A 23,467-nucleotide genomic window follows, 5' to 3' on the forward strand; every position below is an offset into this window, starting at 1 on the left:
ACCATGCGGTACGACGTCGTAGACCTGATCATGCAGGACCACCGCGAGGTGGAGCGCCTGTTCGACGAGCTCAAGAACCACCCGGAGAAGCGCCCGCTGCTCACCCCGGTCCTGTGCGGCCTGCTCGTCGCCCACAGCCGCGCGGAGGAGGCCGAGGTCTACCCGCCCGCCAGGGACGCGGGCGGGCAGGACGAGGTCGAGCACAGCCAGGAGGAGCACGCCGAGGCAGAACTGCTGCTCGCCAAGCTCCTCGACTGCGAGTACGACTCGCCGAAGTACGAGAAGGCGCTGAAGGACGTCGTCGACTCCATCACCCACCACGTGGAGGAAGAGGAGGCGACGGTGCTGCCGGGCATGCGCAAGCGGCTCAGCGAGCAGCGCCGCCACGAGCTCGGCGAGGCGTTCGCCCGCAGCCGCGCCGACCACCTGGGTGAGCTGCCCGGCCAGGCCACCCGTGACGAGCTGCTCGTGCAGGCGCAGAACCTCGGTGTCACGGGTGCGTCGAACATGACCAAGGCGCAGCTGCGCAAGGAACTGCAGAAGGCCGGTTCCTAGGCGTCATCCGTTCGCACTGTCTGGATGTGCACGGTCCGGGCGCCGGTGTGTGCGTCCCGGCCGTGCCAGCAGCGGTAGTTGTCGAGGACCAGGAGCTCGCCCTCGTTCAGCCTGAGTCTCGGCAACGTCCGCTGCACCCGCTCGACCTCCGTGTCGAAGCGGGCGAGCATGTCGATGACGTGTTCAGCGGCGGGGTCGCGGTGCAGGGCCGCGGCCCCGTCCGTGCGCCGGGTGATGCGCCTGCCCGTGCGCGTGAACTCGATGTGACGGCCCACTCGTGGCGTGGCGGGCAGGCCACGGGTGCCCGCCCACTGGCCGTACAGGTCCACATCGGACTCCCGCAGGAACGCCTTCAGCTCCGCGTCGAGTGAATCAGTGAACTCGTGCGCGTCGAGGACGAAGGACTGCCCTCCGCACGGCGCCTGCGAAGCGAGCAGCACCAGGACGTGGTCCTCGTCGGGATGCCTGCGCCGCACCGGTTTCCCGGCGATGTCCACTACCACGTCGAAGCTGTCCGCGTGCAGCCCGACGGCCTCGCCGTCCACCGAACGCCGGGTCCGGTACGGGAACAGCTCGCGCAACGCCGTGCCGAACAGCAGGGACGCGGCCACCGGCAGCGAGTTCGGCGAGTTCGGCAGGCCGGTCAGGATCACCGCGCCCGTCTCCGCCAACGCCCTGCGCGCGCCGGGGTCCAGAACCTGCAGGCGGGGCACCGTCATCGGCGCGGCCCGAAGTCGCGCGACGACGGCACGAGTGCGGCCAGGGCCGGTGCGGCGAAGCAGATCACCGCGCACGCCGCCAGCACCACGGGTGCGCCGAACGCCGTGATGGCCGGGGCGATGAGCGCGAGGCCGACCGGTGCCAGGCCGTAGGACATCAGGAAGTCCAAAGAGGACACGCGGGCGAGCTTCGAAGGCTCGACCTCGCGCTGGGTCGCGGTGAACCACGGCACGTTGAACAGCTCGATGCCGAGACCCGCGACGGCGTAGGCGGCGATCACGACGAACGGGTGCACCGGCAGCAGCAGGCTCAGCGGCGCGAACCCGTACAGCGCGAGGCCGAACAGCGCGGTCCAGCCGGCGTGCCGCGGCCGCCAGCGGGAGATCAGCAACGCGCCGGCCAACGCACCGAGCGTGTACGCGGTCAACGCACCGGCCAGCACGGCCTCCGTGTCGTAGCGGTCGCGGCTGACCAGGGGGAGCACCACGCCGGTCGCCGAGTAGCCGGTCGCGATCACCGCCGTCAGTGCGCCCAGCCCCGCCAGGAACCACGGGTGCCTGCGGGCCTCGCGGACGCCCTCCCAGAAGTCCGCCACGAAACCTGAACCACTCGCCGAGGTGAGCCCGGTGCCCGCGGGCGGGACCAGGGCGGCGACCAGCCACAACGCGCCGATGCCGAGCAGCAGCACCTGCGTGTTCAGGAAGAGTGCGAGCAACGCGGTCAAGCCCGGCGCCACCAGCGTCGTGACCCGCACGGACAGGGTCATCGCGGCGTTGGCCTGCTGGCGTTGGCCGGCGGCCACCACCTCGGCTGTCAGCGCCTGGAACGCCGGGCGGCACGCGCCCTGGCCCGCTCCCATCGCCACGGCCGCGACAGATGCGAACACCAGCGAGTTGCCCACGAAGGCAGCGAGGACGGGCGCGGCGAGAGCGGACACGAGGCCCGACCACAGGACCACCTGGCGGCGGGCGTAGCGGTCGGCCAGGACACCGCTGACCGGTACGGCGGCGAGGAAGCCCGCGGTGCGCGCGGCGAGCAGGACGCCCAGTTCGACCGCGGTGATCGACCGCGAGAGCACGGCCAGGCCCAGCACGAACGGCAGCGCCCAGGTCGCAATGCCCGATGCCGTCGTCGCGGTCCAGAGGCGGAGAAAAGTGGTGCTGCGCAACACCGATGGGCTGCGCACTGTGTCGTGGACCACGCGATCGACCTTCCGGCAGGGTTGCATTGAAAATGATTGTCGTTACAGTAACGCACACCGTCGAGTGAACTTTCTGGAGGATCCGATGTCTCACCCCGCCCGTCTCGGACTGGCGTTGGTCGCGGTGCTGGCCGCGGGCTGCGCCACACCGGGAGGCGCCCAGGCGCCGACGGCTCAGTCGGTGGTGGTGGACAGCTGCGGCAAGCAGCTCTCGTTCACCGGCACGCCGCAACGGGTGGTGACGCTGGACCAGAACTCCACGGAGACGTTGCTGGCGCTGGGAATGCAGGACCGCATGGCCGGCACCGCGAACGTCAAGACCAAGGTGTCGCCGAGGTTCGCCGACGCCTACGCGAAGATCCCGGTGCTGTCGCCGAAGATCCTCACGTCGGAGCCTTTGAGGGCCGCGAACCCCGACGTGGTGGTGTCGTCGTTCAAGGAGCTCTTCACCGCTGACCGCGCCGGCACGCGCGACGAGCTGGAATCCCTTGGTGTGCCTACGTTCGTGAGCGCGGTCAACTGCCCGGACGGCACCACCGCGCCGTTCGACCGGCTGTTCCGCGACTACGAGAACTTCGGCAAGATCTTCGGCATCACGGACAAGGCGAACCAGCTCGCCGCCGAGCAGCGCGCCGCGGTCGCGGAAGTCCAGGCCGTCAAACGGGATCCCGTCAAGGTCGTCTGGGTCTACTCGGTGTTCAAGGGCGTCCCGTACGTGGCGGGCAAGGACGGCATGCCCAGCCAGATGAGCAAGATCGCGGGTGCGGTCAACGTCTTCGACGACCTGAACCAGGAGTGGCCGGAGGCGTCCTGGGAGGAGATCGCCCGGCGCGACCCGGACGTCATCGTGATCGGTGACCTGTCCGAGCGCGGCAACCCCGGCGACAAGGCGAGCGAGAAGCTCGCGATGATGCGCGAGCACCCGGTCGTCTCGCAGCTCAAGGCGTTGCGGGAGAACAAGGTGATCGAGCTGCCCGGCATCGAGATGGACCCGTCGGTCCGCACGGTAGACGCGCTCAAGGCGTTCGGTGCCGGTCTGGACAAGATCGCCGGCCGTGGCTGACGCGGCCGTACTGGATCCCGTCGTCCTGAAGACCCCGAAACCCGTTCGGCGCAGGAAGAACACGCTGGTCGTGGTGCTGAGCCTGGTCGTGCTCGCGGTGTCGATGGTGCTGGCCGTGCGCATCGGCGTGGGCGCGAGCTGGACCGAGATCGGACGGGCGGCGGGTGGCCGTCTCGGGCTGCCGGTGGTGCCGTTGCCGCGGCTGCTGGACTCGTTGATCTGGGACCTGCGGCTGCCCAGGGTGTTGCTCGCGGCGCTCGTCGGTGCCGCGCTGGCGGTGTGCGGCGCGGTGCTGCAGAGCGTCACGCGCAACTCGCTGGCGGACCCCTACCTGCTCGGGGTGTCGTCGGGCGCCTCGACCGGCGCGGTGGTCGTGGTGGTGCTGGGGTTCGCGGGCTCGCAGCTCGGGGTGACCGGCGGCGCGCTGATCGGCGCGCTGGTGTCGTTCGGGTTGCTGATGCTGCTGCTCAGGCGCACCGGCCTGGACTCGTCGCGGGTCGTGCTCACCGGTGTGGTCGTGGGGCAGCTGTTCGCGGCTCTCACGTCGTTGATCCTGCTGACGTCCGGAGACGCCGACAGCATCCGTGCCGTCACGAACTGGCTGCTGGGATCGCTCGCGTCGGCCCGATGGACGTCCGTGGCGGTGTGCACGGTGGTCCTGGCGGTCGGCCTGCTCGTGGTGTGGCTGTGCTCGGCCGCGCTGGACGGGTTCGCGTTCGGCACGGACACCGCGTCCTCGCTGGGGGTCGACGTCCGGGCGACGCGGATCGTGTTGCTGGTGACGACGTCCGTGCTGACCGCCGTCGCGGTGGCCGCCGTGGGCGCGGTCGGGTTCGTCGGGCTGATCGTCCCGCACGGCGTCCGGTTCCTGGTGGGTCCGTTGCACCGCAAGCTCCTGCCGCTGTCGGCTGTCGTGGGCGCGGTGTTCCTGGTCTGGACGGACGCGCTCACCCGCGTCGTCTTCTCGCCGCTGGAGGTGCCGGTGGGCGTGTTCACCGCGCTGCTCGGCGTGCCGCTGTTCCTGCTGGTGCTGCGCAGGCGGGGTGAGCTGTGAGGATCTCCGTGGAGAACCTGAGCTGGGGCGTGCCGGGCAAGACCATCGTCAGGGACGTGACGCTGACGGTCGAGCCGGGGGAGACCGTCGGGCTGATCGGGCCGAACGGATCCGGCAAGTCGTCGCTGCTGCGATGTGTTGCCGGGCTGCGCACGCCGACCCAGGGCGTTGTTCGTTACGACGGCGTGGAAATCGCGTCCTGGCCTGCTCGTGAACGGGCGCGCAAGATGGCGTTCGTCGAGCAGACCGCCGACACCGACAGCGATCTGCGGGTGTCCGAGGTCGCGCTGCTCGGCCGCACCGCGCACCGGTCGAGGTGGCGCGGTCCGGACGCGACCGACCACGAGATCGTCGCCGCCGCGTTGGAAAGGCTCGACCTGACGGAGTTGGCGGACCGGCCGTGGAAGCAGCTCTCCGGTGGTGAGCGCCAGCGCACCCACCTGGCCAGGGCGCTGGCGCAACGCACGTCCGGACTGCTGCTGGACGAGCCGACGAACCACCTGGACGTGCGCCATCAGCTCGAACTGATGGAACTGGCCGGCCGCACACCGCAGACCGTCGTGGTGGCGCTGCACGACCTCGCGCTGGCCGCCCGCTACTGCGACCGGCTGGTCCTGATGCACGGCGGCACGGTCGTCGCGGACGGCCGGGCCGCCGACGTGCTGACGACGCCGTTGCTGCGCGAGGTGTTCGACGTGGAAGCCGAGATCGGCCGCGACAGCCTGGGCCACCTGGCCGTGGGCTACCGCGAGCCGGTCCGTTGAGAAGGGGGAGAGATGTCCACTGTGGATGACCTGATAACCGAGGTGCTGGACGGCCGGCATGGCCCGGATCCGCGGGAACTGCCCGCCACCAGTGTGTTCTGGGTCCACCACGGCACCAGGCTGGCGGGCGGAGACACCACCTACCGCAACCAGTACGTGCTCGCCCGCGTCGGTACGGCCTTCGGCGCCTGCGCGTTCGCGGAGGGCGACACCGACCCGGCGGTGGCGGCGAACTACTCCGGCGCTCCCGTCGCCCGGCTGCTCACCGAGGCTCCCGCCGCGGTGCGGGTGGCGGCACTCGACGCCTACCTCGGCAGCGTCCGTCCACATCGGAGCTCGGACGCCGAACGGGTCGTGCTGCCGGTCGGGACGCCGGAAGAACGGGCGCGGGCGAGGGATGCCGCCGTCGCCGGACTGCTCGACGTCGAACCGGGCGCCAAGGTCGCGCTGATCGGCGTGGTGAACCCGCTGGTCGCCGCGATCCGGGACCGCGGCGCCGAGTGCCTGCCGTGCGACCTCTCGCTGCGCACGACGCAGTGGGGCGACCCGGTGACCCCGGACATGCGGGACGTCCTCGGTGTCGCGGACGCCGTCGTGGCCACGGGCATGACGATCGGCAACGGCACGTTCGACGAGATCCTGCGCACCTGCCGTGAACGCGACATCGCGCTGATCGTCTACGCCCAGACCGCCGGCGCCGTCGCCCGGCACTTCCTCGGCGCCGGGGTCACCGCCCTGTCCGCGGAGCCGTTCCCGTTCTCCCAGTTCAGCGCCGACGAGTCCGCGCTGTACCGGTACCGAGCATGAGAGAAGACGTGGACCACCACATCGCCGACGCCCTCAGCCGCCCTGCCCTGGTGCGCCTCGACTCCCGCACCCTCTGCCTGCGCTTCGAGACCATGAAGGTCGCGTCCGCGCTCGAAGCCGTCCGGTACCTCCTCGAACGCGGCACCATCGCGCACGGGGACACGCTGGTCGACAGCTCCAGCGGCATCTACGCGCACGCACTGGCGCTGGCCTGCCACCGCCACGGCCTGCACTGCCACATCGTCGCGTCCACGACCGTCGACCTCACGTTGCGCACGCAGCTGGAGATCCTCGGCGCGACCGTGGAACCGATGCCGCCGTCCCCGAGCCTCAAGCTCGACCAGAGCCGCCGGGTGGCGCGGGTGCGGGAGATCCTGCGCGATCACCCGCGGCACCACTGGATGCGCCAGTACCACGACGACGTCCACTACCGCGGCTATCGGCCGATCGCGGACCTGATCCGCGAGCACACCGACTGCTCCCGGCTGTCGGTCGTCGGCGGGGTGGGCACGGGGGCGTCGACCGGCGCGCTGACCACGTTCCTCCGGGAGACCGCGCCGGACGTGGAGCTCGTGGGCGTGCAGCCGTTCGACAGCGTCACGTTCGGCAGTGAGCACGTGCACGACCCGGAGATCATCATCGCCGGCATCGGCAGCTCGATCCCGTTCGGCAACGTCGACCACACGCTCTACGACACCGTGCACTGGTTCGGCTTCGACGCGGCCCTGTCCGGCAGCGTCGCCCTGCTCCGCGAACACGCGATCTTCGCCGGGCTGTCGGCGGGGGCGGCGTACCTGGCCGCGCGGTGGGAGCAGCGGCTGGACCCGGAACGCCACGTCGTCGTGCTCGCCCCGGACACCGGCCACCGCTACGTCGACGCCGCCTACTCCCGGCACGCGGAGGCACCCGCGCCGGAGGACCTGCGACCACGGCAGATCACGTCGTTGAACGACATGGACCTGCCGTGGTCGCGGATGCGCTGGAACCGGGCGGAGGCGCCGCCGAACGCGGTCAGTCAGCCGATCGCGGTGGCTTCCTGAAGAACGCCGCCATTCGCTGTCCCACGTTCGGCCGGGGGCCTCGGCTCAGCAGACGAGCGAGGTCCGGGTCGGAGGCGCGCAGCCACCGTTCGATGTCGCTGAGCCGCTGCTGTTCCTGAGCACTGAGCATGCCCGCTCCCCAGGTCGGTCCGGCTGTCGAAGAGCCGTATACCCAGCGGCTCCGCGGTTCAAACCGGCTTCGGCTGAGGAGGTAGCGGATCGTCGTCAGGACCGGGAGGGCGCAGCGGGTCGGCGTCGGGGCCCGGCAGGTGTGGCTGGTCCGGCCCGGTCGGTCGCGGCTGGTCAGGACCCGGTGTGGTCGGCACGGGCTCCGCAGGCGGAATCGGTTGGCTCATGACCGGTGGGTACCCGCCGGTCAAACCCTCCTCACCCGATTCTCGCCCGTGTCGAATTAAATCCGTTTCCGCTAATGAGCCGCCCTGCCTGACCGACAATCCGTCCAGATTCTGTTTGGATCCGGCAGAACGGGGCGGGACTTGGCGCTGTCCAGAGCGGCATCACAGGGGTGGTTCCTCGGTTCCGAGCAGACCCGCGGCTTGCAGTTCAGCGGCGCGATCGAGCTGTTGCGGCTGCTCGACCGCCTGTCCGTCCGCCCGCGCTGGCCCGCGCGCGACGTCCCGTTGCCGATCGTGTCGCTGCTGCGGCCTCCAGGCGCGGAGAAGCCCCTGGAGGCACTGTCGAACCGGCCCGCCGACGTGCGGGGCCGTCGGGTGCCGTTCGCGCTCGTCAACGGCGCGGTGGAGTCCCGGCGCCGGCTGCTCGACGACGTGGTCGGGCAGCTCGCGAGCGAGGTGCGGGGTGTGGCGCGGCTGCGGTTCCCGCGCTTCGCGCTCGTCGGGTGGCTGCTCGACCTGACGTTGCCCGCCGGGGTCGAGGCGGACGACGAGGAACGGGAGATCGCGCGGGAGTTCCGGATGCACCTGCGGCGGCGCATGCGGGTGACGCGGGACGGGATGCAGGACCTCGCGCAGGACTTCCCCTGGTGGGTCAGGCTGGTCATCGGCGTGATGCCGCGCATCGGCCTGGCGCTGATGGCGTTGGTGTGGCGCCCGGCGAAGTGGGTGGGCGAGCAGTCGCTGGGCGGCCGCTCGCGCCAGGGGCTCTACAGGCTCGCGCGCACGGTGGTGCGGGAGCGCCTGGCGGAGCGGCACGAGGACGAGGTCGACGACCTGCTGGTGCGCGCGTTGCTGGAAGACCTGCGACGGTCGCACCGGCGCTGGACCCTGTGGGGCACGGGCCGGCGGCGGACGGGGCGCCCGTGGCTGCTGCTCGACAACCACGACGGCGACTGCGTGGGACAGTGGCTCCTCGACTCGATCGGCCGCGCCCGCAGCGACGTCCGGAGTGGACAGTCGTGGCGCGCGAACCCGTTGAGCCGGCCGGATCCGCTGCTCGTGATCGCGGCGAAGGAGTCCACCGACGTGCCGGCGACGCACGCGGCCGACGCCCTCGCGGGCTACCACGACTGGCTGCGGCACCTGTCGCGGTCGGAGAACTGGGTGCTGGAGCTCGCCACCGACGCCACCGAACCCGCGCGCGGCATCGTCGGCGCGCTCTCGGAGTACCCGCCGCTGCGGCTGCGCAGGGCTCTCGCCGCGCCGCTCGTGCTGCTGGTGCTCGCCGGGTCGCTGGTGGCCGTGCCGTTCCTCAACCACGCGCGGTGCGACGAGTGGTGGTCGCCGTCGCTGCGCTCGCCGCTGGAACGGATCGGGTCGGAGTGCATCGGGGTGTCGGCGGATCCGTTGCGGCACTTCGTTCCCGACTCGGTGCCGGAGGACATCCGCCCGGCGTTGCAGGACGTCTACGGCAAGATCATGGCCGAGAACCGCAAGGCGGCGCTGCGGCCGGACGCGATCACCATCGTCTTCCTCAGCGTGCTGACCCCCAGCACCGCCAACAGCTTCCACGCCCTGGTCGAGGAGCTGCGCGGGGTGTGGGTGGCGCAGAGGAACAGCGACGTGCCCATGAAGATGTTGCTCGCCAACGGAGGCGAGGGACCGGGTGGCCGCGGCCTGGCGTCCGGTGACGTGGCCGCCGACAAGATCATCGAACTGGCGGCGCGCGACCGCAGCGTGGTCGCCGTGACCGGGCTGTCGATCAGCACCGACACGGCCAAGTCCGCGGTGAAACGGCTGGGCAGCAACGCTCTGCCGATCATCGGCACGCTGACGTCCGCCGACGACATGGCGAGCATCAACGAGTACTACTACCAGGTCGGGCCCAACAACCTGCGTGAGGCGAAGGTCGCCGCCTTCTACGCGCAGAGCCGCCTGAAGGTGACGGACGTGGCGATCTTCTTCTCCGGTGACCCCGGCGACAGGTACAGCCAGAACCTCGCCGAGGACGCCAGGCTCTCCTTCGCCGAACGCGGAATCGTGGTGAGCCAGTACAAGTCGTACCGGGTCGCGAACGACGACGAGGGCCTGGCGCCGGCCAGCCTCGGCCAGGGCGCGTGCCCCGCGCAGGCCAAACCCGGCTACGCGGTCTTCTACGCGGGCCGGGCCCAGTACCTGGCGGAGTTCCTGCGCGGCATGAACAGCAAGTGCCAGGGCGCCACCCCGCCGGTGATCGCGAGCGACTCGTCCACGCGGTTCATCCTGGAGGGGACGATGGCCCAGTTCCCCAACGTGCGGCTGGACTACCTGTCGTTCGCGAGCCCCGCCGCGTGGACGGACTGCGGGAAGGTGCCGTTCTACAAGAACTACCTCGACGTGTTCCGCAAGACCTGCCAGACGCTCGGCGACGGGCGGTCGGCCGCCGCCTACGACGCGATGCAGGTGCTGGCGGAAGGGGTCCGGCAGGTGCGGCGGACGGACCCCGGCGCACGGGTGCGCGAAGGGCTGCTGGCCGGGATCGGGAGCATCCGCCCGGACAACGCCATCCAGGGCGCCACCGGGACGATCGGGTTCGGCGCCAGCACGCGGTTGCCGGCGAACAAGGCCGTGCTCGTGTTGCAGGGCAACACGGACACGACCTCGGCACCTCGCCTGCTGTGCGGTGAGCTGCCGTTCCGCGACGACCTGGCGGCCGGGCTGGAGCAGGACGGGGGATGCCCGCTCGATCCGCAGTAGGTCAGCGTTCCGGGCCCAGCACCGGCTTGACGTCGACGATCGGCGTGCCGTCGATGGCCTCGAGGTGCGCGACCCGCAGCTCGAGGCCGTCCACTGCGGTGATTCGGACGTGGTGCAGGCCGATGGGGTTCGGCCGGTCCGGCGACCGCGTGGAGAACACGCCGGTCTCCGGACGGTCCTGGTCACTGCGCGGATGCACGGCCAGCACCGACCTGTCGGCGCGGTCGAGCCAGGTGAGGACCAGGACGTCCTGGCCCGGTTCCAGTTCCCGGATCGCCCGCGCGTACTCCGGTGCGAACACGAGCAGTGCTTCCGGCGCGCCCTCGTCGGCCTGCTTGGGCGCGGCGGAGCGGTCGGTGAGGGGCGATTCGACGTGGCCGATCGGCTGCAGCTTCATCAAGTCCCGCAGTAGGTCCGGTAGGTGGCACTGAAGTCCCGCGGCGCGGGATCGGCGAAGTATTCCAGGCCGGGCCGTTCGCCGTACGGGGAGGTAACCGCTTTCAGCAGACGGTCGAACGGACCCATGTCACCGTCGGCCCCCGCGGCCAGTGCTTCCTCGACGAGGTGGTTGCGCGGGACGTAGACGGGGTTGACCCGGTCCATCACCGCGGCGTCGGGCCCCAGCTCCCGCCAGCGCGCGAGCCAGGCGTCGATCCCCGCGAGGTCCAGGAACAACGAGCGGGCGGGTTCCGCGTCGCCGCGGGCCGCCTTGCCGAGCAGGTGGAAGAACGACGTGAAGTCGACGTGGTTCTCGTGCATCAGCGCGAGCAGGTCCGTGAGCAACGGCTTGACGTCACCGGACACGCCGAGCTTCGCCCGCATGCCGCCGATCCAGGCCTCCTCGAAGTGCCCCTCGAACGTCCGCAGCGTCGCGAGGGCGAGCTCGACGGCCTCGTCCTCGTTCTCGGCGAACAGCGGCAGGAGTGCCTCGGCGAGCCGGGCGAGGTTCCACTCGGCGACGATCGGCTGGTTGCCGAAGGCGTACCGGCCGCGCTCGTCGATCGAGCTGTACTTCGTCGTCGGGTCGTAGGCCTCCATGAACGCACAAGGCCCGTAGTCGATGGTCTCGCCGGAGATCGTCATGTTGTCGGTGTTCATCACGCCGTGGATGAAGCCGACGAGCATCCACCGGGCGACGAGCTCCGCCTGGGCCGCGACGACGTGCGCGAACAGCTCCAGATGGCTGCTGCCGGGGTAGTGGCGGGCGATCGCGTGATCCGCGAGGCGGCGCAACAATTCCTTGTCACCGGTGTTGCGGGCGTACTGGAAGCTGCCGACGCGCAGGTGCGACGCGGCCACCCGTGCCAGCACGGCGCCGGCCAGCGGTTCCTCGCGTTGCACGACGTGGCCGGTGGAGACGACGGCCAGCGCACGGGTCGTGGGGATGCCGAGGGCGTGCATGGCCTCGCTGATGACGTACTCGCGCAGCATCGGGCCGACGGCGGCCAGTCCGTCGCCGCCGCGGGCGAACGGCGTGCGGCCGGAACCCTTCAGGTGCAGGTCACGCAGACGCCCGTCGGAGTCGGTCAGCTCCCCGAGCAGCAGCGCGCGGCCGTCGCCGAGCCTGGGGGAGTAGCCGCCGAACTGATGACCGGCATAGGCCTGGGCGACTCCACGACCACTCACGAGAAAGGGCAGACCGTCCGCGCGCAGCCAGGCCGGATCGAGGCCGAGCTCCTTCGCGAGTGGCTCGTTGAGTGCCAGGAGTTCCGGTCCGTCGGCCGGGACGGCCTCCCACGAGACCGCCATCTCCGGCACCGCGTCCGCGAAGTCGCTGCTCAGGCTGATGTTCACGACCCCAACGGTACCGGGTCGGCCCGGCGGCGACTGTGATCGCGCTCTCACCTCGAACCGGGCTGAACCGATCCGAGAGGCCGTACGTGATTGGGGGTGAACAGGTTGGCGAAAGTCCACTCAGGAATGAGAAAAACAATGCGTCGCAATCAAGTCGGGTTCGCTGCTGCCCTTTTCGCGGTCGGTGTCATCGCGCTGACGGCCTGCGGACAGGGTGCCGCGCAGTCGGGTTCCGCTGCCCCCGCACCGGAAACGGCCCAGGAGCAGAACGCGTCGGTGGAGACGGACTCGCAGTCCGGAGTGGACCTTCTGCGCGGATCGGCGAACTCCAACAAGGCCGACCAGAACACCGGCGACCGCGCTCCAGCCACCGCATCCCCTGAGGTGAAGCGGAAGTGGGTCGAGCTGCGCGTCGCCAACGCCGGTGGCCTGGAACCCGCCGTGGTGAACGGCAAGGGACTCACGGTCTACTGGTTCAGCGACGACCCGGTGAAGGGCGGAGTGTCCAACTGCAACGGTGACTGCGCCAAGACCTGGTCGCCCATCACGGTTTCCAAGGGCACCAAGCTCTTCTTTCCCGGCATCAAGCGGGAGAACATCGGCTTCGTCAAGCGTCAGGACGGTGCCACGCAGGTGACGATCGGCGGCCGTCCGATCTACCTGTTCAACAAGGACGAGAAGCCCGGTGACATCTTGGGCCAGAACATCGGCAACAAGTGGTTCGTGATCAACCCCGAGGGCAAGCGCGCCGTCGCCCCCGCGGAGGCACCCGCGACCCAGCCGGCCCCGCCCGCCCCCGGTGCCAAGCCCGCGAGCTCCGTGACCTTCTTCACCGGCAAGAACTTCGACGACTTCAGCGGCAACAACTTCGCGACCGGCGTCAAGGTCGACGCCCAGTGCGCCGACCTGCGTGGTGGCTTCAGGTCGCTCTCCCCGGACGGCGCCGTGAAGATCTGGTCCGAGCCGGGCTGCAAGGGCAAGTCCGCCGTCGTGAGCGACGACGTCGCGGACACGACCGTGCTCGGGTTCCCCGACGGCGTGAAGTCCTACATCCGCGCGTGAACCTGATCGGGTGAACGCGAAGGCCGTCAGAGCACCCCGGCTCTGGCGGCCTTTTCGTCTCGCTACGCTCCCTGCATGCGCTACTCCGCCATTGCGCTGGCTTTCCTCCTGTTCGGGTGCGGTACGGGGACCTCGACGTCCCTGCCCACCATCACCCCGGCCGCCACCTCGGCCACCGGTTCGCCGCTGCCGGACCTGCAGCCCAGGCTCGACGCCATCGGGCTGCTGCTCACGGACTGCGCCGCGCGCCTGCGGGGCGAGCCCGTCGCCCCGGCCGACAACTGCACCCACGTCATGCCCGACGTGACAGGGGTGATCGACGAGGTCGAGAAGCAGGCCGCCAAGCTGCCGCCCGCCGGTCAGGCCGCGCTCACCGAGGTCCGTCGCCAGCTCACCGAGATCGTGCCGTGCGAGCCGTGGTTCGCGGCCGGGGGAGTGAGCGAGGACGGGCAGCTCAACTCCCGCTGCAAGAAGGCGTGGGACGCGCTCTTCAAGGGCTACAACGCAGTCCGCAACTCCGCCTAGAGTCTCCGCATGCTTCAGATCGTCGTGGACACGGAGACAGGGGAGCGGCACGAGCGCGTGTCCGCCGAGGAGCTCGCCGGGCTGGTCCGGCGCATCGGCGGTGCCGGTGACCGGTTCCTGGTGATCCAGCGCGTACCCGACCTGCCCGGCGTCTTCGCCCAGGTCTGGCACGAGACCGGTGAGGACTACACGGTCGAGCACCGCGCCGGTGACCAGCACTTCGAGACCAGGGCCGCCGGACCGGACGCCGTGATCGCGGCGCTCACCGGCTGGGCAAGGCAGGAGACCGGCTGGGACAGCGGTCTCACCTGGTCGTTGCTGGCCCTGCCGCCCGCTCCCGAGGTGCCGCCGCTCGACCTGCGCGACGGCGAGCAGGAGGACCTGGAGGCGCGCGTCCGCGAGGCGATGGCCGGTGGGTACTCCTCCCGCGCCGACCTGACCGAGCTCGCCGAGGAGTACCTGGTCACCGACGACCGCCGGCCCGTGTCACGGCAGCAGGCGGCGGCGCTGGTCGACCGGCTGTGGCTGGAGCGGGTCGCGGAACAGGCCACCTGGCAGGGCGAGACCGATCCCGAACGGCTCACGCGCGCGTTCACCGCGCTGGAGAACACCGGCATCACCGCCCGCGAGAACTTCACCTGCTGCCGCACCTGCGGGCAGGACGAGATCGGCGGCGAGAGCGGGCCCGACGCTCGCGGGTTCGTCTACTTCCACAGCCAGTGCACGGATTCCGCCGCGGCAGGGCACGGGCTGATGCTGCTGTACGGCGGTTTCGACGGTTCGGCCGAGACCACCGTCGCCATCGGTGAGGAGGTCGTGGCCGCGCTGGAGGCGGCGGGCCTGCGGACCGAGTGGGACCGCGATCCCGGCCGGTCGATCAAGGTCACCCCGCTGGACTGGCGCCGTCGTCTGGTGGGGTGAGGACCACCGCGGCGAAGCGCGCGGTCAGCTCGTTCGAGATCTCGTAGTGGCGCACCAGGAAGGTGCGCTCGTCGAGCTTCTTGCGGCGCAGCCAGCCCGTCACCTCGGCGTTGCACTTGCTGGCGTTGCAGGAACCGCACGCGGGAACGACGTTGCCGAGCGTGTAGCGGCCGCCGCGGGAGATGGCCTGCACGCAGTCCTTCTGCAACGAGGTGGCGGGCGCGGTGCAGTACGCGCAGCCGCCCCACAACGCCTTGAGGGCGTCCCACTGCTCGTCGGTGAGGTCGTTGACGACACGGGACATGCGCTTCTTGCGCTTGCGCGCGGCGCGAACCTGTTTGCTACCGCCGGTCGGCACGGGGAGTGACACTACGCGTCGCGATGGTCAACAGGTCGGAGGCGGGTCCGCGGGGTGTCCTGCCGGACGGCCAGACCGCCCGCAGCGCGCGGTGCAGGTCGACGTCACCGACCTCGACGCGGACCAGCGCGCGGGCGGCCAGGTCCGCGGCCACGGCGTGCACGCTGAGCACGGCCGGGCCGAGGCCACCGGTCGCGGCGGCCTTGATCGCCGTGGTCGACGACATCTCCAGCAACGGCCCCGCGTGCTCGGTGATGCCCGCGGACTTCAGCGCCTGTTCCCAGGCCTGCCGCGTGCCCGAACCGGACTCCCTGATCACCAGCGGCGTCGCGGCGGCCTTCGCGGCGGTGACACGACGACGCTTGGCCCACGGATGGCCGGGAGCGACGACGAGCACGAGCTCGTCGTGGGCGACCGCGCGGCTCGCCAGGCCCGCGGGCACGTCGGTGCTCTCGATGAACCCGAGGTCGGCCTTCTCCGCCAGCACCTGCTCGGCGACGTGCACCGAGTTGCCCGCCGACAGCACGGTCGCGGTGTCCGGGCTGACCGACCGCAACGCGATCAGCCACGCGGGCAGCAGGTACTCGGCGACGGTGAGGCTCGCGGCGATCCTGAGGTGGCTCTGCCGGTCCGCGCGCAGGCTGGTGATGCCGGCGTCGAGGTCGGCCGCGCGGGCCAGCACCTGGGCCGCCCAGCCGGCCACGAGCTGACCGGCCGTGGTGAGCCGCGCGCCGCGAGGGGTGCGTTCCAGCAACGTCACGCCGACCCGTGACTCGAGCGTCCTGAGTCGTTCGCTGGCGCTGGGCTGTGACATGCCGTGCGCCTGGGCGGCCCGGCCGATGCTGCCCAGCTCGGCGACGCTCAGCAGGAGGTCGAAGCTGGTCAGGTCGGTGACCCTGGACGACAGAGGCATAGGGACAGCCTATGTGCACATCGGTGATTGGTGCCTACCGAGGCGGGTCGGGCGCGAGGAATGTCATGTCGTGACCGCTCTCGCATCCCAACACACCGTGCCCGTCGGGGTGCGACGAGCGGCACCATTCGGGCCGAACCTCTTCGCCTCCGTGATGGGGACGGGGATCGTCGCCACGGCCGGTGCCTCGATGCCCGGTCTGCACACCGCCGCCACGTACGTGTGGGCGCTGGACGCCGCGCTGCTGGTCTTCCTCGTGGCCGCCGCGGTGCGGCGCTGGACGTGGGCGAGCGTGCGGGCGCAGTTCCAGGACCCCGTGATGGCCCAGTTCTGGGGTGCACCACCGATGGCGTTGATGACCGTCGGCACCGGCGCGTTGCTGCTCGGCAAGGACTGGATCGGGCTGTCCGCCGCGCTGACCGTCGACTGGACACTGTGGACGGTCGGCACGCTGCTGGGGCTCGCCACCTCCGTGCTGGTGCCGGTGCGGATGATCGGCAGCGGCGAACGGGCGTTCGCCGGGTGGCTGATGCCCGTCGTGCCGCCGATGGTGTCCGCGGCCTCCGGTGCCCTGCTGGCGCAGCACCTGGAGGGATCGGCGCGGCAGGCCATGGTGCTCGGCTGCTACGCGCTGTTCGGCGTCAGTCTCTTCGCGACGATGGTGATCGTGCCGCAGATCTGGCAGCGGCTCGTCCAGCACGGTCTGGGCGCGGCCTCGACCGTGCCGACGCTGTGGATCGTGCTCGGGCCGCTGGGACAGTCGATCACCGCCTCGAACCTGCTCGCGGGGGTGCCCGTGCTGCCGGGTCAGGCCGCGTTCGGGGTGCTCTACGGGACGATCACGTGGGGGTTCGCGCTGCTGTGGGTGGCGCTCGCCGCGGCCGTGACGGTGCGGACCGCGCGGCGCGGGCTGCCGTTCGCGTTGACGTGGTGGAGCTTCGTCTTCCCGCTCGGCACGTTGGTGACCGGGACCAGCGCGCTCGCGGTCCGGATGCCGTCGCCGATGTTCTCCGGTGTCGCCGTCGTGCTGTACGCCGCGCTGGTGCTCGCGTGGCTCACCGTGGCCGTGCGGACCTTGCTCAGTCGCTGACCTGCGTAGTCCGCGATCTACGTAACGACTACCGACGCGAGCGACCCCGCCACGGCGCGAGCCTATGAGCGTGACAACACGAACCGCACCAACGCGAACGGCCAGGGCGGTGGTACTGGCCTCCGCCACGCTCACGATCATGGCCGCGGCGATCATCGCCCCGAGCCTGCCCGCGATGGGCGAGGTGTACGGCGAGGGGGTCCTGGTCCGCCTGGCCCTGACCATCACCTCGCTGGCCATCGCGGTGAGCGCGCCGCTGGCGGGCCTCGTGGCCGACCGCACCGGCCGCAAGCCGCTGCTCACCGCGAGCCTCGCCCTCTACGCGGTGGCGGGCACAGCGGGCTACTTCGTCACCAGCCTGCCTGTCCTGCTGGCCACGAGAACCCTGCTGGGCCTGGCCGTGGGCGGGGTCATGACCGCGGTCAGCGCCCTGATCACGGACTGGTTCGACGGGCCGGAGCGCGGCCGGTTCCTCGGCTTCCAGCAGGCCGCTGCGAGCCTGGGCGGAGTGGTCTTCCTGCCGCTGGCCGGAGTGCTGGCCGGCATCGACTGGCGGCTGCCGTTCTGGCTGTACAGCGTTGCCGCGCTGATCGCCATGGCCGCGGCGACAGGCCTCAAGACAGAACAACGTCCCCAGCACGAACAGGCGGAAGCCCGGACGTTCCCGAGGAAGGCCATCGGGATCTACCTGATGGCCCTGACCGCGACGCTCGTGTTCTACATGGCCCCGACGCAGCTGCCGTTCCTGCTGCGCGACCTGGACGCGAGCCCCACGACGATCGGGTTCGTCATCGCGGGCAGCACGCTGACCAGCGTCGTGGGAGCACTGGTGTTCCCGAAGCTCAGGACCACGAAGATCACCGCCATCAGCGTCGCACTGCTGGGCGCGGGCTGGCTGGTCATCGGCTACGCCGACGGGGTCGCGCTGGTCGCCCTGGGCCTGCTGATCGGCGGGTTCGGCGTCGGCCTGGTCGTGCCGAACCTCAACACGACACTCGCGAACCTCGCCGACCCGGCCCAGCGCGGCCGCGTGCTGAGCGGGCTGGTCGCGGGCATCTTCCTCGGCCAGTTCCTGTCGCCACTCGTCATCGCACCGCTCGTCCAGACCACGGGCATCGCCGCCGCGTTCGGCTGGACCGGGGTCGTCACCACCATCGCAGGGGCGGTCCTCGCCCTGGGACACAAGGAGAAGAACCGATGATCTACCACGGCAACCGGCTCACGCTGCGCAAGGACGCTTCGCCGGAGCAGATCGAGGAGGCACTGGAGAGCCTGCGAAATCAGGGACGCGTGATCCCGTCCGTCAAGTCCTTCGTGGTCGGCCGCGACTACGGCGGCGAGTACGAGTGGGGCGCCACGTTCGTCATCGAGGACCTGGAGGGGTACTGGGAGTACCTGATCCACCCGGCGCACCGCAACACCGACCGGGTCGGCCTGCCGCTCGTCGACAAGTTCGTCTCGTTCGACATCACCGACGACGAGGACCCCGAGATGGGCGCGAAGATCGCGGACCTGCACCAGAAGCGCTACGACAGCGACCCCGAGCTCACCAAGCTCGTGTCCGGCCTCGGCGAGTACACGGGCAGCGCTGCCCCCGGACAGCACGGAGACAAGTGATGAGCGACCTGGTGCAGGACTGGCTCGACTTCTGGAACGGCGAGCTCGGGCTCGCGGACAAGATCGTCCACGAGGACTTCGTCTGGCACGTCGCGCCGCTGACCGGCGGACCGTCGCAGGACCACGCCGGACGCGACGGGCTCGTCGAATGGGTGCGCGATGGCCACCGGAACATGCCCGGCCTGAGGTTCACCGTCGAGGTGGGACCGATCTCGCAGGAGCCGTTCCACGTCGTGCGCTGGCTCGCCGAGGCGGGCACGATCTCCTTCCACGGCACGGACATCCTCCGCGTCGAGAGCGGCAGGATCGCCGAGTACTGGCTCAACGCGGACGGCCTCTGGGCGGCTCAGCAGCTCGGCATCATGCCGAGGCAGGGCTGAACACGTCCGCCAGCTGACGGCGGGAGTTGATGCCCACCTTGCGGTAGATGTTCCGCAGGTGGGCATCGACCGTGCGGGGGCTCAGGAACAGCCGGGCCGCGACCTCCTTGGACGTCGCCCCGGTCGCCACCAGCCGCGCGATGTGCGTCTCCTGCATGGTCAGCTCGTCGGTGGCCTGCGCGGAACGACCACGCGCGACCTCACCGGTGGCCTGCAGCTCCACCGCCGCACGGGCGGCGAAGGCCTCCATTCCCATGGAGGACAACAGATCGTGGGCGGTCCGCAGCTGCGCACGGGCGTCCACCCGGCGGCCTTCCCGTCGCAACCACTCGCCGTACACCAGATGTGCCCGCGCGAGCTGCGGCCGGACCGCGCTGGACTCCAGGTGTTCCAGGGCCGCCACGAACGACTCCTCCTCGCCGGTGACGAGAGCCCGCGAACAGGCCGCGACACCGCGAGCCCACGCCGTGTCGCACGGCGAGGTGCGGGAGTCCAGTTCCTCCAACGCTTCCGCGGCGGCCGAGGACTCACCGCAGCGCATCGCCGCCTCGATCAGCTCGGGCAACGCCATCCCCGCGAGGTAGAGATCACCCGGTGCGACCGCCTCCCGTGCGGCGGCCAGCGCCACCTGGTAGTCGCCCAGACCGTTGTGCAGCACGGCGGACGCCCAGTGCGTGTTCGCGATCAGGCACCCGGCCCGCTGGGCGGCCTCCCGCAGCGAGTGCTCGATCTCCGCCAGCACCTCCTGCTTCTGCCCGCGGAACGCCGCGAGGTGCAACCGCGCATAGCGAAGTGGGGGCATGCCAACGGCGTCGGCCACGGCCTCCTCCTCCGCGATGGCGGACACCGCCTGGCCGAACTCCCCGGTGATCACGGCCTCGACGGCGAGCTGGGCGAGCCCGAGTCGCAGCACGAACGGGGACCCGGCCTGCTGCCCGGTCTTCATCAGCCACCCGGTCACCGCCGAGTGCACCTCGGTGTCCCACAGTTCACCCGCGAGCACCGTCGCCAGCGCGGGATGGCGGGTCCACGCCAGGTCGTCGCCGGAGAACACCTTGCGCAGCAACGGAACGGCGGCCTGATGACCCTCGTCGGCGAGGAGCACCAACGCCTCCAGCACGTCGGAACCGCGATCGAGCCCGCGGGCCTCCCGCACCACCGCGTCCATCACCCCGCTGGGACGCCCGAAGGCGAGCGCGATCTCCAGCGCGTCCAGCACGCCGTCGCGGGCAGCGGGACCGGTCATCCGCCTGGCCGCGCTCAGCACGAACTCCGGCCCGTCGTTCTCCCTGTTGCGCACGAAGGCGATCCGCCCGCGCAGCAGGTCCGCCCGCACGTCGTCGGCGGAGAACGTCGTGAGCAGCTCGGCCGCCACGTCGACCGCGCCGGCGTCGAGCTTCGCCTCGGCGGCGGCCAGGGTGCGTTCGGCCCGCGGTCCCGGCTCCACCGACAACGCCGCCGCACGTTCGAGGAACGCCGCCGCGGCAGCCACTCCACCGCGAGAGGAAGCGCGCTGCGCGGAGCGTTCCAGCTCGGCCGCCAGCGAGTCGTCCGGCCCGGTGCCGGCCTGCGCGCGGTGCCACACCCGCCGGTCGGGATCGCTCACCGGATCGGTGACGGAGGCCAGTGCGAGGTGCACCGCCTGCCGCTGGGAGGGCGACGCGGCGAGGTAGACGGCCGACCGGGCGAGCGGATGGCAGAACCGCACCCGCGTGGAGATGCTGACCAGCCCGGACGCCTCGGCCTCCACCCCGGCGGAGGCCACGTCGATGCCGAGCTCGGCGGCCGCGGCCCACAGCAGCCGCGGCTCCCCGGTCGGATCGGCGCTCGCCACGGTCAGCAGCAGCTGCGCGTCGGCGGGCAGACGACCGGCCCGGTCCTGGAAGCTGCGTTCGATCCTGCTGGGCACCGAGGCCACGTCCGGCAGCGCGAAACCACCCGCCTTGGGCAGCTCCAGCAGGGCCAGGGGGTTGCCGCGCGCCTCGGCGAGCAGCCGTTCCCGCACCTTGTCGTCCAGCACCGCCACCGGCCCTGAGGAGAGCAGCGCGCGGGCCTCGGCGTCGGCCAGCCCGCGCAGGTCAAGGCCGGGCAGCTCGTCCAGCCGCGAGGGCGCCCACGGCTGCCGCGCGGCGAACACGAGCACGACCGGTTCGGCGGCCAGCCGCCGCCCGAGGAACGCGAAGATCCGCGCGGACGCCTCGTCCAGCCAGTGCGCGTCGTCCAGCAGGCACAGCACCGGCCCACCGCCCGCGAGCAGGTCCAGCGTGGCCATGCCGATGCGCAGCACGTCCGGCTTCCCGCTCGCCAGCCCGAACGCGACCTCGAGCGCCTCGCGGTGGTGCCCGGACAGCGAGTCCATCAACGGCAGGCACAGCTGGTGCAGCGCGGCGAACGGCAGCTCGGTCTCGAACTCCGACCCGGACGCCTCCAGCACCCGGAACCCGGACGCCGACTCCCGCACGCGGTCGAGCACCGCGCTCTTGCCGATGCCCGCTTCACCGCGCAGGACCAGCGCGCCACCGCGCCCGTCCCTGGCGGCGTCGAGCATCCCGGCGAGACAGCGGATCTCGTCGTCCCGTCCCAGCAGCGTCGGCCCGTCCATGCTCCGCACGGTATTCGAGAGCGGCGGACCGGCCGCCAATTGAGATCACAGTCCCAGCGAGACCGAGGCGGGGAAACGCGCTTCGCGGGCCCTGGCTTCGAGCTCCGCGACCGGCAGCTCCGCCTGTGTCGACACGAGGACCACGTTGCCCTTGCCCGTTCCCGCGAGCACACCGAGATCGGCGATCACCCAAGGGACACCGAACTGGTCACCAATGGCGTCGATCAGCCTGGTGGTCGTGGACAGACCCGGTTTGTCGAGCACGTTCACGATGTACGTGCGGTCGCCGGTCAACGCGTCGGAGACGTGCCGGTGGAACTCCGCGCTCGCGAACTCCTCCGGCATGGCACCGCCTTCGAACGCGTCCACGACGATCAGGTCGAGGTCCCGCGCGGAACGGATGGTGTCCAGTCCGTTCTCGACCCGCACCGAGATGCCCGTCGGCAACGGGAGATGGGCGTTGACCAGGTCGACCAGATCGCCGTCGAAGTCCACGACGAGCTGGTCGGAGCCACGGCGGGTGTGCTGGACGTAGCGCGGCAGGCTGCACGCGGCACCCCCGATGTGCAGCGCGTTCACCGGACCGGGCGGCAGGGCGTCGACCACGTCCGCGACCCTGCGCATGACGTCGAACGGCAGGCTGGCGGGGTCCAGCAGGTCCACATAGGACTGCGGCGTGCCGTCCACGCTGATCAGCCACGCTTCCTGGCGGTCGCGGTCCCGTTCGACGTCGGCCATTCCGAAGCGCACGCGGCGTCGTTCGACGGTCTCGAATCGCATCCGTCCATGATGGCTGTTGAGACGCCGGAAGAATGGGCAAACAAGAGTGCCTGTGGAAGCGTTCTTGAAATCATGCGGAGATCGCTACGTTCGCGATCGGTACAACACATGGTTTCCCAGGGGGTTTTCACACGATGAAACAGCGAAGGCTGAGCCTTGCGCTGGAGGAACGCTTCGAGGTGCTCGAGTCCGGCGCGGCCGACGTCGTCGTCATGGTGGCCGACCGCCTCTCGGACACCGTGCTGGCCGCGCTGCGCAGGTCCGCCACCGAGTCCGCCACCCCGGTCGTGCTTGGTGGCGGACGACGTCCCCGAACCCGAGCTCGCCGCGGCCGTGCAACACCACGTGGTGGCCGTCGTGCCGCGCGCCGCCGCCACGACCGAACAACTCACGTCGGCCGTGCGGATAGCGGCGTCGGGTGGCGACGTGATGTCACCGGCGCAGGTAGGCGACCTGCTCAAGCGCGTGCAACGGCTGCAACGCGAGGCGATCGCGCCGCTCGGGGTGAACTGGGCGGGCCTGACCCGCCGCGAGGTGGACGTGCTGCGGCTGATGGCCGACGGTCTGGGTGTCGCGGAGATCGCGACGGTGCTCTGCTACTCGGAGCGGACCGTGAAGTACGTGATCCAGGGCGTGATGAGCAGGCTGAGCCTGCGCAACCGCCTGCAGGCTGTGGTGTACGCCATGCAGGGCGGGCCTGATCTGACCGGGTTTGGGCAGACCCCGAGGGGGTATCCGCGCGCCATGAACATGGGGTCCGAGATCGGCTTCGACATCGACTTCGACGATTCCGCCGCCCGCCGGGTGCGGCACTACGTCCGCCAGGTGGTCACGGGGCTCGGACTCCGCGGTGACAGCTCGTGCATCGACGCCGAGCCGCGGGTGGGCGCGTACGTGGCGCTGGACGGGCGGCTGCCCGACTTCCCCGAGCACTACGTGGCGCTGGTGTGGAACGAGCTGGCCGGATGGTCGGTGGCCGTCGAGAACCGTCTCGGCGAACTCGTGGAGGTGGCCCGGATGGGCGGCGACCCGCGGCCCGCGCCCGCCGCCGTCGTTCGCTGGACCAACAGTCTGCTGGGGCGCGACGACGTTGCCGGGTTCCTGCCGTTGCAGCGCGGCGCGTAGTGCG

At 70.9% G+C, this 23,467-nt stretch carries 24 protein-coding genes; 15 read left to right on the top strand and 9 right to left on the bottom strand.

Features of this window, described 5'->3' with window-relative positions; genetic code table 11:
* Positions 1–3: 3 nt before the first annotated feature.
* Positions 4–555 carry a hemerythrin domain-containing protein gene (locus ACSHWB_RS32495; protein WP_439657094.1) on the top strand — a complete coding sequence of 184 codons (552 nt, stop codon included), beginning with the start codon at positions 4–6 and terminating at the stop codon, positions 553–555.
* On the opposite strand, the gene ACSHWB_RS32500 is transcribed toward ACSHWB_RS32495, so the two are convergent.
* Positions 552–1,274 (bottom strand): TauD/TfdA family dioxygenase, encoded by a 723-nt coding sequence (locus ACSHWB_RS32500; RefSeq protein WP_439657095.1) that lies wholly within the window; start codon positions 1,272–1,274, stop codon positions 552–554. The genes ACSHWB_RS32495 and ACSHWB_RS32500 overlap by 4 nt on opposite strands.
* A complete protein-coding gene (locus ACSHWB_RS32505) occupies positions 1,271–2,446 on the bottom strand; it encodes an MFS transporter (RefSeq protein ID WP_439664712.1) in 1,176 nt (391 codons plus the stop codon). Before ACSHWB_RS32505 ends, ACSHWB_RS32500 begins: the two co-directional genes overlap by 4 nt.
* A gap of 115 nt (positions 2,447–2,561) precedes the next feature.
* Between ACSHWB_RS32505 and ACSHWB_RS32510 the strand changes: the two genes are divergently transcribed.
* From ACSHWB_RS32510 to ACSHWB_RS32530, 5 genes are read left to right on the top strand one after another with little or no spacing between them, the layout of a single operon-like run.
* Complete coding sequence (locus tag ACSHWB_RS32510) at positions 2,562–3,539, top strand: ABC transporter substrate-binding protein (protein WP_439657096.1); 978 nt, start codon at positions 2,562–2,564, stop codon at positions 3,537–3,539.
* Positions 3,532–4,593: a FecCD family ABC transporter permease gene (locus ACSHWB_RS32515; RefSeq protein ID WP_439657097.1), complete on the top strand. Its 1,062-nt coding sequence runs from the start codon at positions 3,532–3,534 to the stop codon at positions 4,591–4,593. Before ACSHWB_RS32510 ends, ACSHWB_RS32515 begins: the two co-directional genes overlap by 8 nt.
* Positions 4,590–5,357 carry an ABC transporter ATP-binding protein gene (locus tag ACSHWB_RS32520; protein WP_439657098.1) on the top strand — a complete coding sequence of 256 codons (768 nt, stop codon included), beginning with the start codon at positions 4,590–4,592 and terminating at the stop codon, positions 5,355–5,357. Before ACSHWB_RS32515 ends, ACSHWB_RS32520 begins: the two co-directional genes overlap by 4 nt.
* Positions 5,358–5,369: 12 nt before the next feature.
* Entirely contained in the window at positions 5,370–6,164 is a 795-nt protein-coding gene (locus tag ACSHWB_RS32525) for a Rossmann-like domain-containing protein (protein WP_439657099.1), read from the top strand.
* Positions 6,161–7,204 (top strand): pyridoxal-phosphate dependent enzyme, encoded by a 1,044-nt coding sequence (locus tag ACSHWB_RS32530; RefSeq protein ID WP_439657100.1) that lies wholly within the window; start codon positions 6,161–6,163, stop codon positions 7,202–7,204. Before ACSHWB_RS32525 ends, ACSHWB_RS32530 begins: the two co-directional genes overlap by 4 nt.
* On the opposite strand, the gene ACSHWB_RS32535 is transcribed toward ACSHWB_RS32530, so the two are convergent.
* Positions 7,176–7,334 (bottom strand): DUF3040 domain-containing protein, encoded by a 159-nt coding sequence (locus ACSHWB_RS32535; RefSeq protein ID WP_439657101.1) that lies wholly within the window; start codon positions 7,332–7,334, stop codon positions 7,176–7,178. The two genes, ACSHWB_RS32530 and ACSHWB_RS32535, sit on opposite strands and share 29 nt — an antisense overlap.
* Positions 7,335–7,701: 367 nt before the next feature.
* Between ACSHWB_RS32535 and ACSHWB_RS32540 the strand changes: the two genes are divergently transcribed.
* Positions 7,702–10,296 (top strand): hypothetical protein, encoded by a 2,595-nt coding sequence (locus ACSHWB_RS32540; protein WP_439657102.1) that lies wholly within the window; start codon positions 7,702–7,704, stop codon positions 10,294–10,296.
* A 1-nt stretch (position 10,297) separates the two neighbouring features.
* Here the strand turns inward: ACSHWB_RS32540 and tsaA are convergent, their stop codons facing one another.
* Positions 10,298–10,693 carry a tRNA (N6-threonylcarbamoyladenosine(37)-N6)-methyltransferase TrmO gene (tsaA, locus tag ACSHWB_RS32545; protein ID WP_439657103.1) on the bottom strand — a complete coding sequence of 132 codons (396 nt, stop codon included), beginning with the start codon at positions 10,691–10,693 and terminating at the stop codon, positions 10,298–10,300.
* Positions 10,693–12,090, bottom strand: coding sequence for a protein adenylyltransferase SelO (locus tag ACSHWB_RS32550; protein ID WP_439657104.1), 1,398 nt, complete (start codon positions 12,088–12,090; stop codon positions 10,693–10,695). The genes tsaA and ACSHWB_RS32550 overlap by 1 nt, the downstream gene beginning before the upstream one ends.
* Positions 12,091–12,228: 138 nt before the next feature.
* On the opposite strand from ACSHWB_RS32550, the gene ACSHWB_RS32555 reads away from it, so the two are divergent.
* The 3 genes from ACSHWB_RS32555 (at position 12,229) to ACSHWB_RS32565 (ending at position 14,598) form a co-directional block, all read left to right on the top strand.
* Positions 12,229–13,152 (top strand): COG4315 family predicted lipoprotein, encoded by a 924-nt coding sequence (locus tag ACSHWB_RS32555; protein WP_439657105.1) that lies wholly within the window; start codon positions 12,229–12,231, stop codon positions 13,150–13,152.
* A gap of 75 nt (positions 13,153–13,227) precedes the next feature.
* A complete protein-coding gene (locus ACSHWB_RS32560; protein ID WP_439657106.1) occupies positions 13,228–13,677 on the top strand; it encodes a hypothetical protein in 450 nt (149 codons plus the stop codon).
* Positions 13,678–13,686: 9 nt separating this feature from the next.
* Positions 13,687–14,598 (top strand): DUF6891 domain-containing protein, encoded by a 912-nt coding sequence (locus ACSHWB_RS32565; RefSeq protein WP_439657107.1) that lies wholly within the window; start codon positions 13,687–13,689, stop codon positions 14,596–14,598.
* Here ACSHWB_RS32565 and ACSHWB_RS32570 read toward each other — a convergent pair.
* Positions 14,561–14,956, bottom strand: coding sequence for an HNH endonuclease (locus tag ACSHWB_RS32570; RefSeq protein ID WP_439657108.1), 396 nt, complete (start codon positions 14,954–14,956; stop codon positions 14,561–14,563). The two genes, ACSHWB_RS32565 and ACSHWB_RS32570, sit on opposite strands and share 38 nt — an antisense overlap.
* Positions 14,940–15,869 carry a LysR family transcriptional regulator gene (locus ACSHWB_RS32575; protein ID WP_439657109.1) on the bottom strand — a complete coding sequence of 310 codons (930 nt, stop codon included), beginning with the start codon at positions 15,867–15,869 and terminating at the stop codon, positions 14,940–14,942. Before ACSHWB_RS32575 ends, ACSHWB_RS32570 begins: the two co-directional genes overlap by 17 nt.
* Positions 15,870–15,939: 70 nt before the next feature.
* Between ACSHWB_RS32575 and ACSHWB_RS32580 the strand changes: the two genes are divergently transcribed.
* From ACSHWB_RS32580 to ACSHWB_RS32595, 4 genes are all read left to right on the top strand, one after another.
* Positions 15,940–16,959 carry a TDT family transporter gene (locus ACSHWB_RS32580; protein WP_439657110.1) on the top strand — a complete coding sequence of 340 codons (1,020 nt, stop codon included), beginning with the start codon at positions 15,940–15,942 and terminating at the stop codon, positions 16,957–16,959.
* A gap of 64 nt (positions 16,960–17,023) precedes the next feature.
* Positions 17,024–18,160, top strand: a complete 1,137-nt coding sequence (locus tag ACSHWB_RS32585) for an MFS transporter (RefSeq protein WP_439657111.1) — start codon at positions 17,024–17,026, stop codon at positions 18,158–18,160.
* Positions 18,157–18,576, top strand: coding sequence for a Dabb family protein (locus ACSHWB_RS32590; RefSeq protein WP_439657112.1), 420 nt, complete (start codon positions 18,157–18,159; stop codon positions 18,574–18,576). The genes ACSHWB_RS32585 and ACSHWB_RS32590 overlap by 4 nt, the downstream gene beginning before the upstream one ends.
* A complete protein-coding gene (locus ACSHWB_RS32595) occupies positions 18,576–18,956 on the top strand; it encodes an ester cyclase (protein ID WP_439657113.1) in 381 nt (126 codons plus the stop codon). The genes ACSHWB_RS32590 and ACSHWB_RS32595 overlap by 1 nt, the downstream gene beginning before the upstream one ends.
* Here the strand turns inward: ACSHWB_RS32595 and ACSHWB_RS32600 are convergent.
* Positions 18,937–21,558, bottom strand: a complete 2,622-nt coding sequence (locus ACSHWB_RS32600) for an ATP-binding protein (protein ID WP_439657114.1) — start codon at positions 21,556–21,558, stop codon at positions 18,937–18,939. The two genes, ACSHWB_RS32595 and ACSHWB_RS32600, sit on opposite strands and share 20 nt — an antisense overlap.
* 45 nt (positions 21,559–21,603) lie before the next feature.
* Complete coding sequence (locus ACSHWB_RS32605; protein WP_439657115.1) at positions 21,604–22,338, bottom strand: spermidine synthase; 735 nt, start codon at positions 22,336–22,338, stop codon at positions 21,604–21,606.
* Positions 22,339–22,632: 294 nt separating this feature from the next.
* Here ACSHWB_RS32605 and ACSHWB_RS32610 point away from each other — a divergent pair, with 294 nt between their 5' ends.
* Complete coding sequence (locus tag ACSHWB_RS32610) at positions 22,633–23,463, top strand: DUF6292 family protein (RefSeq protein WP_439657116.1); 831 nt, start codon at positions 22,633–22,635, stop codon at positions 23,461–23,463.
* The last annotated feature ends 4 nt before the right edge of the window (positions 23,464–23,467 follow it).

This window comes from Lentzea sp. HUAS TT2 (assembly GCF_051853195.1).
Lineage (GTDB): Bacteria > Actinomycetota > Actinomycetes > Mycobacteriales > Pseudonocardiaceae > Lentzea.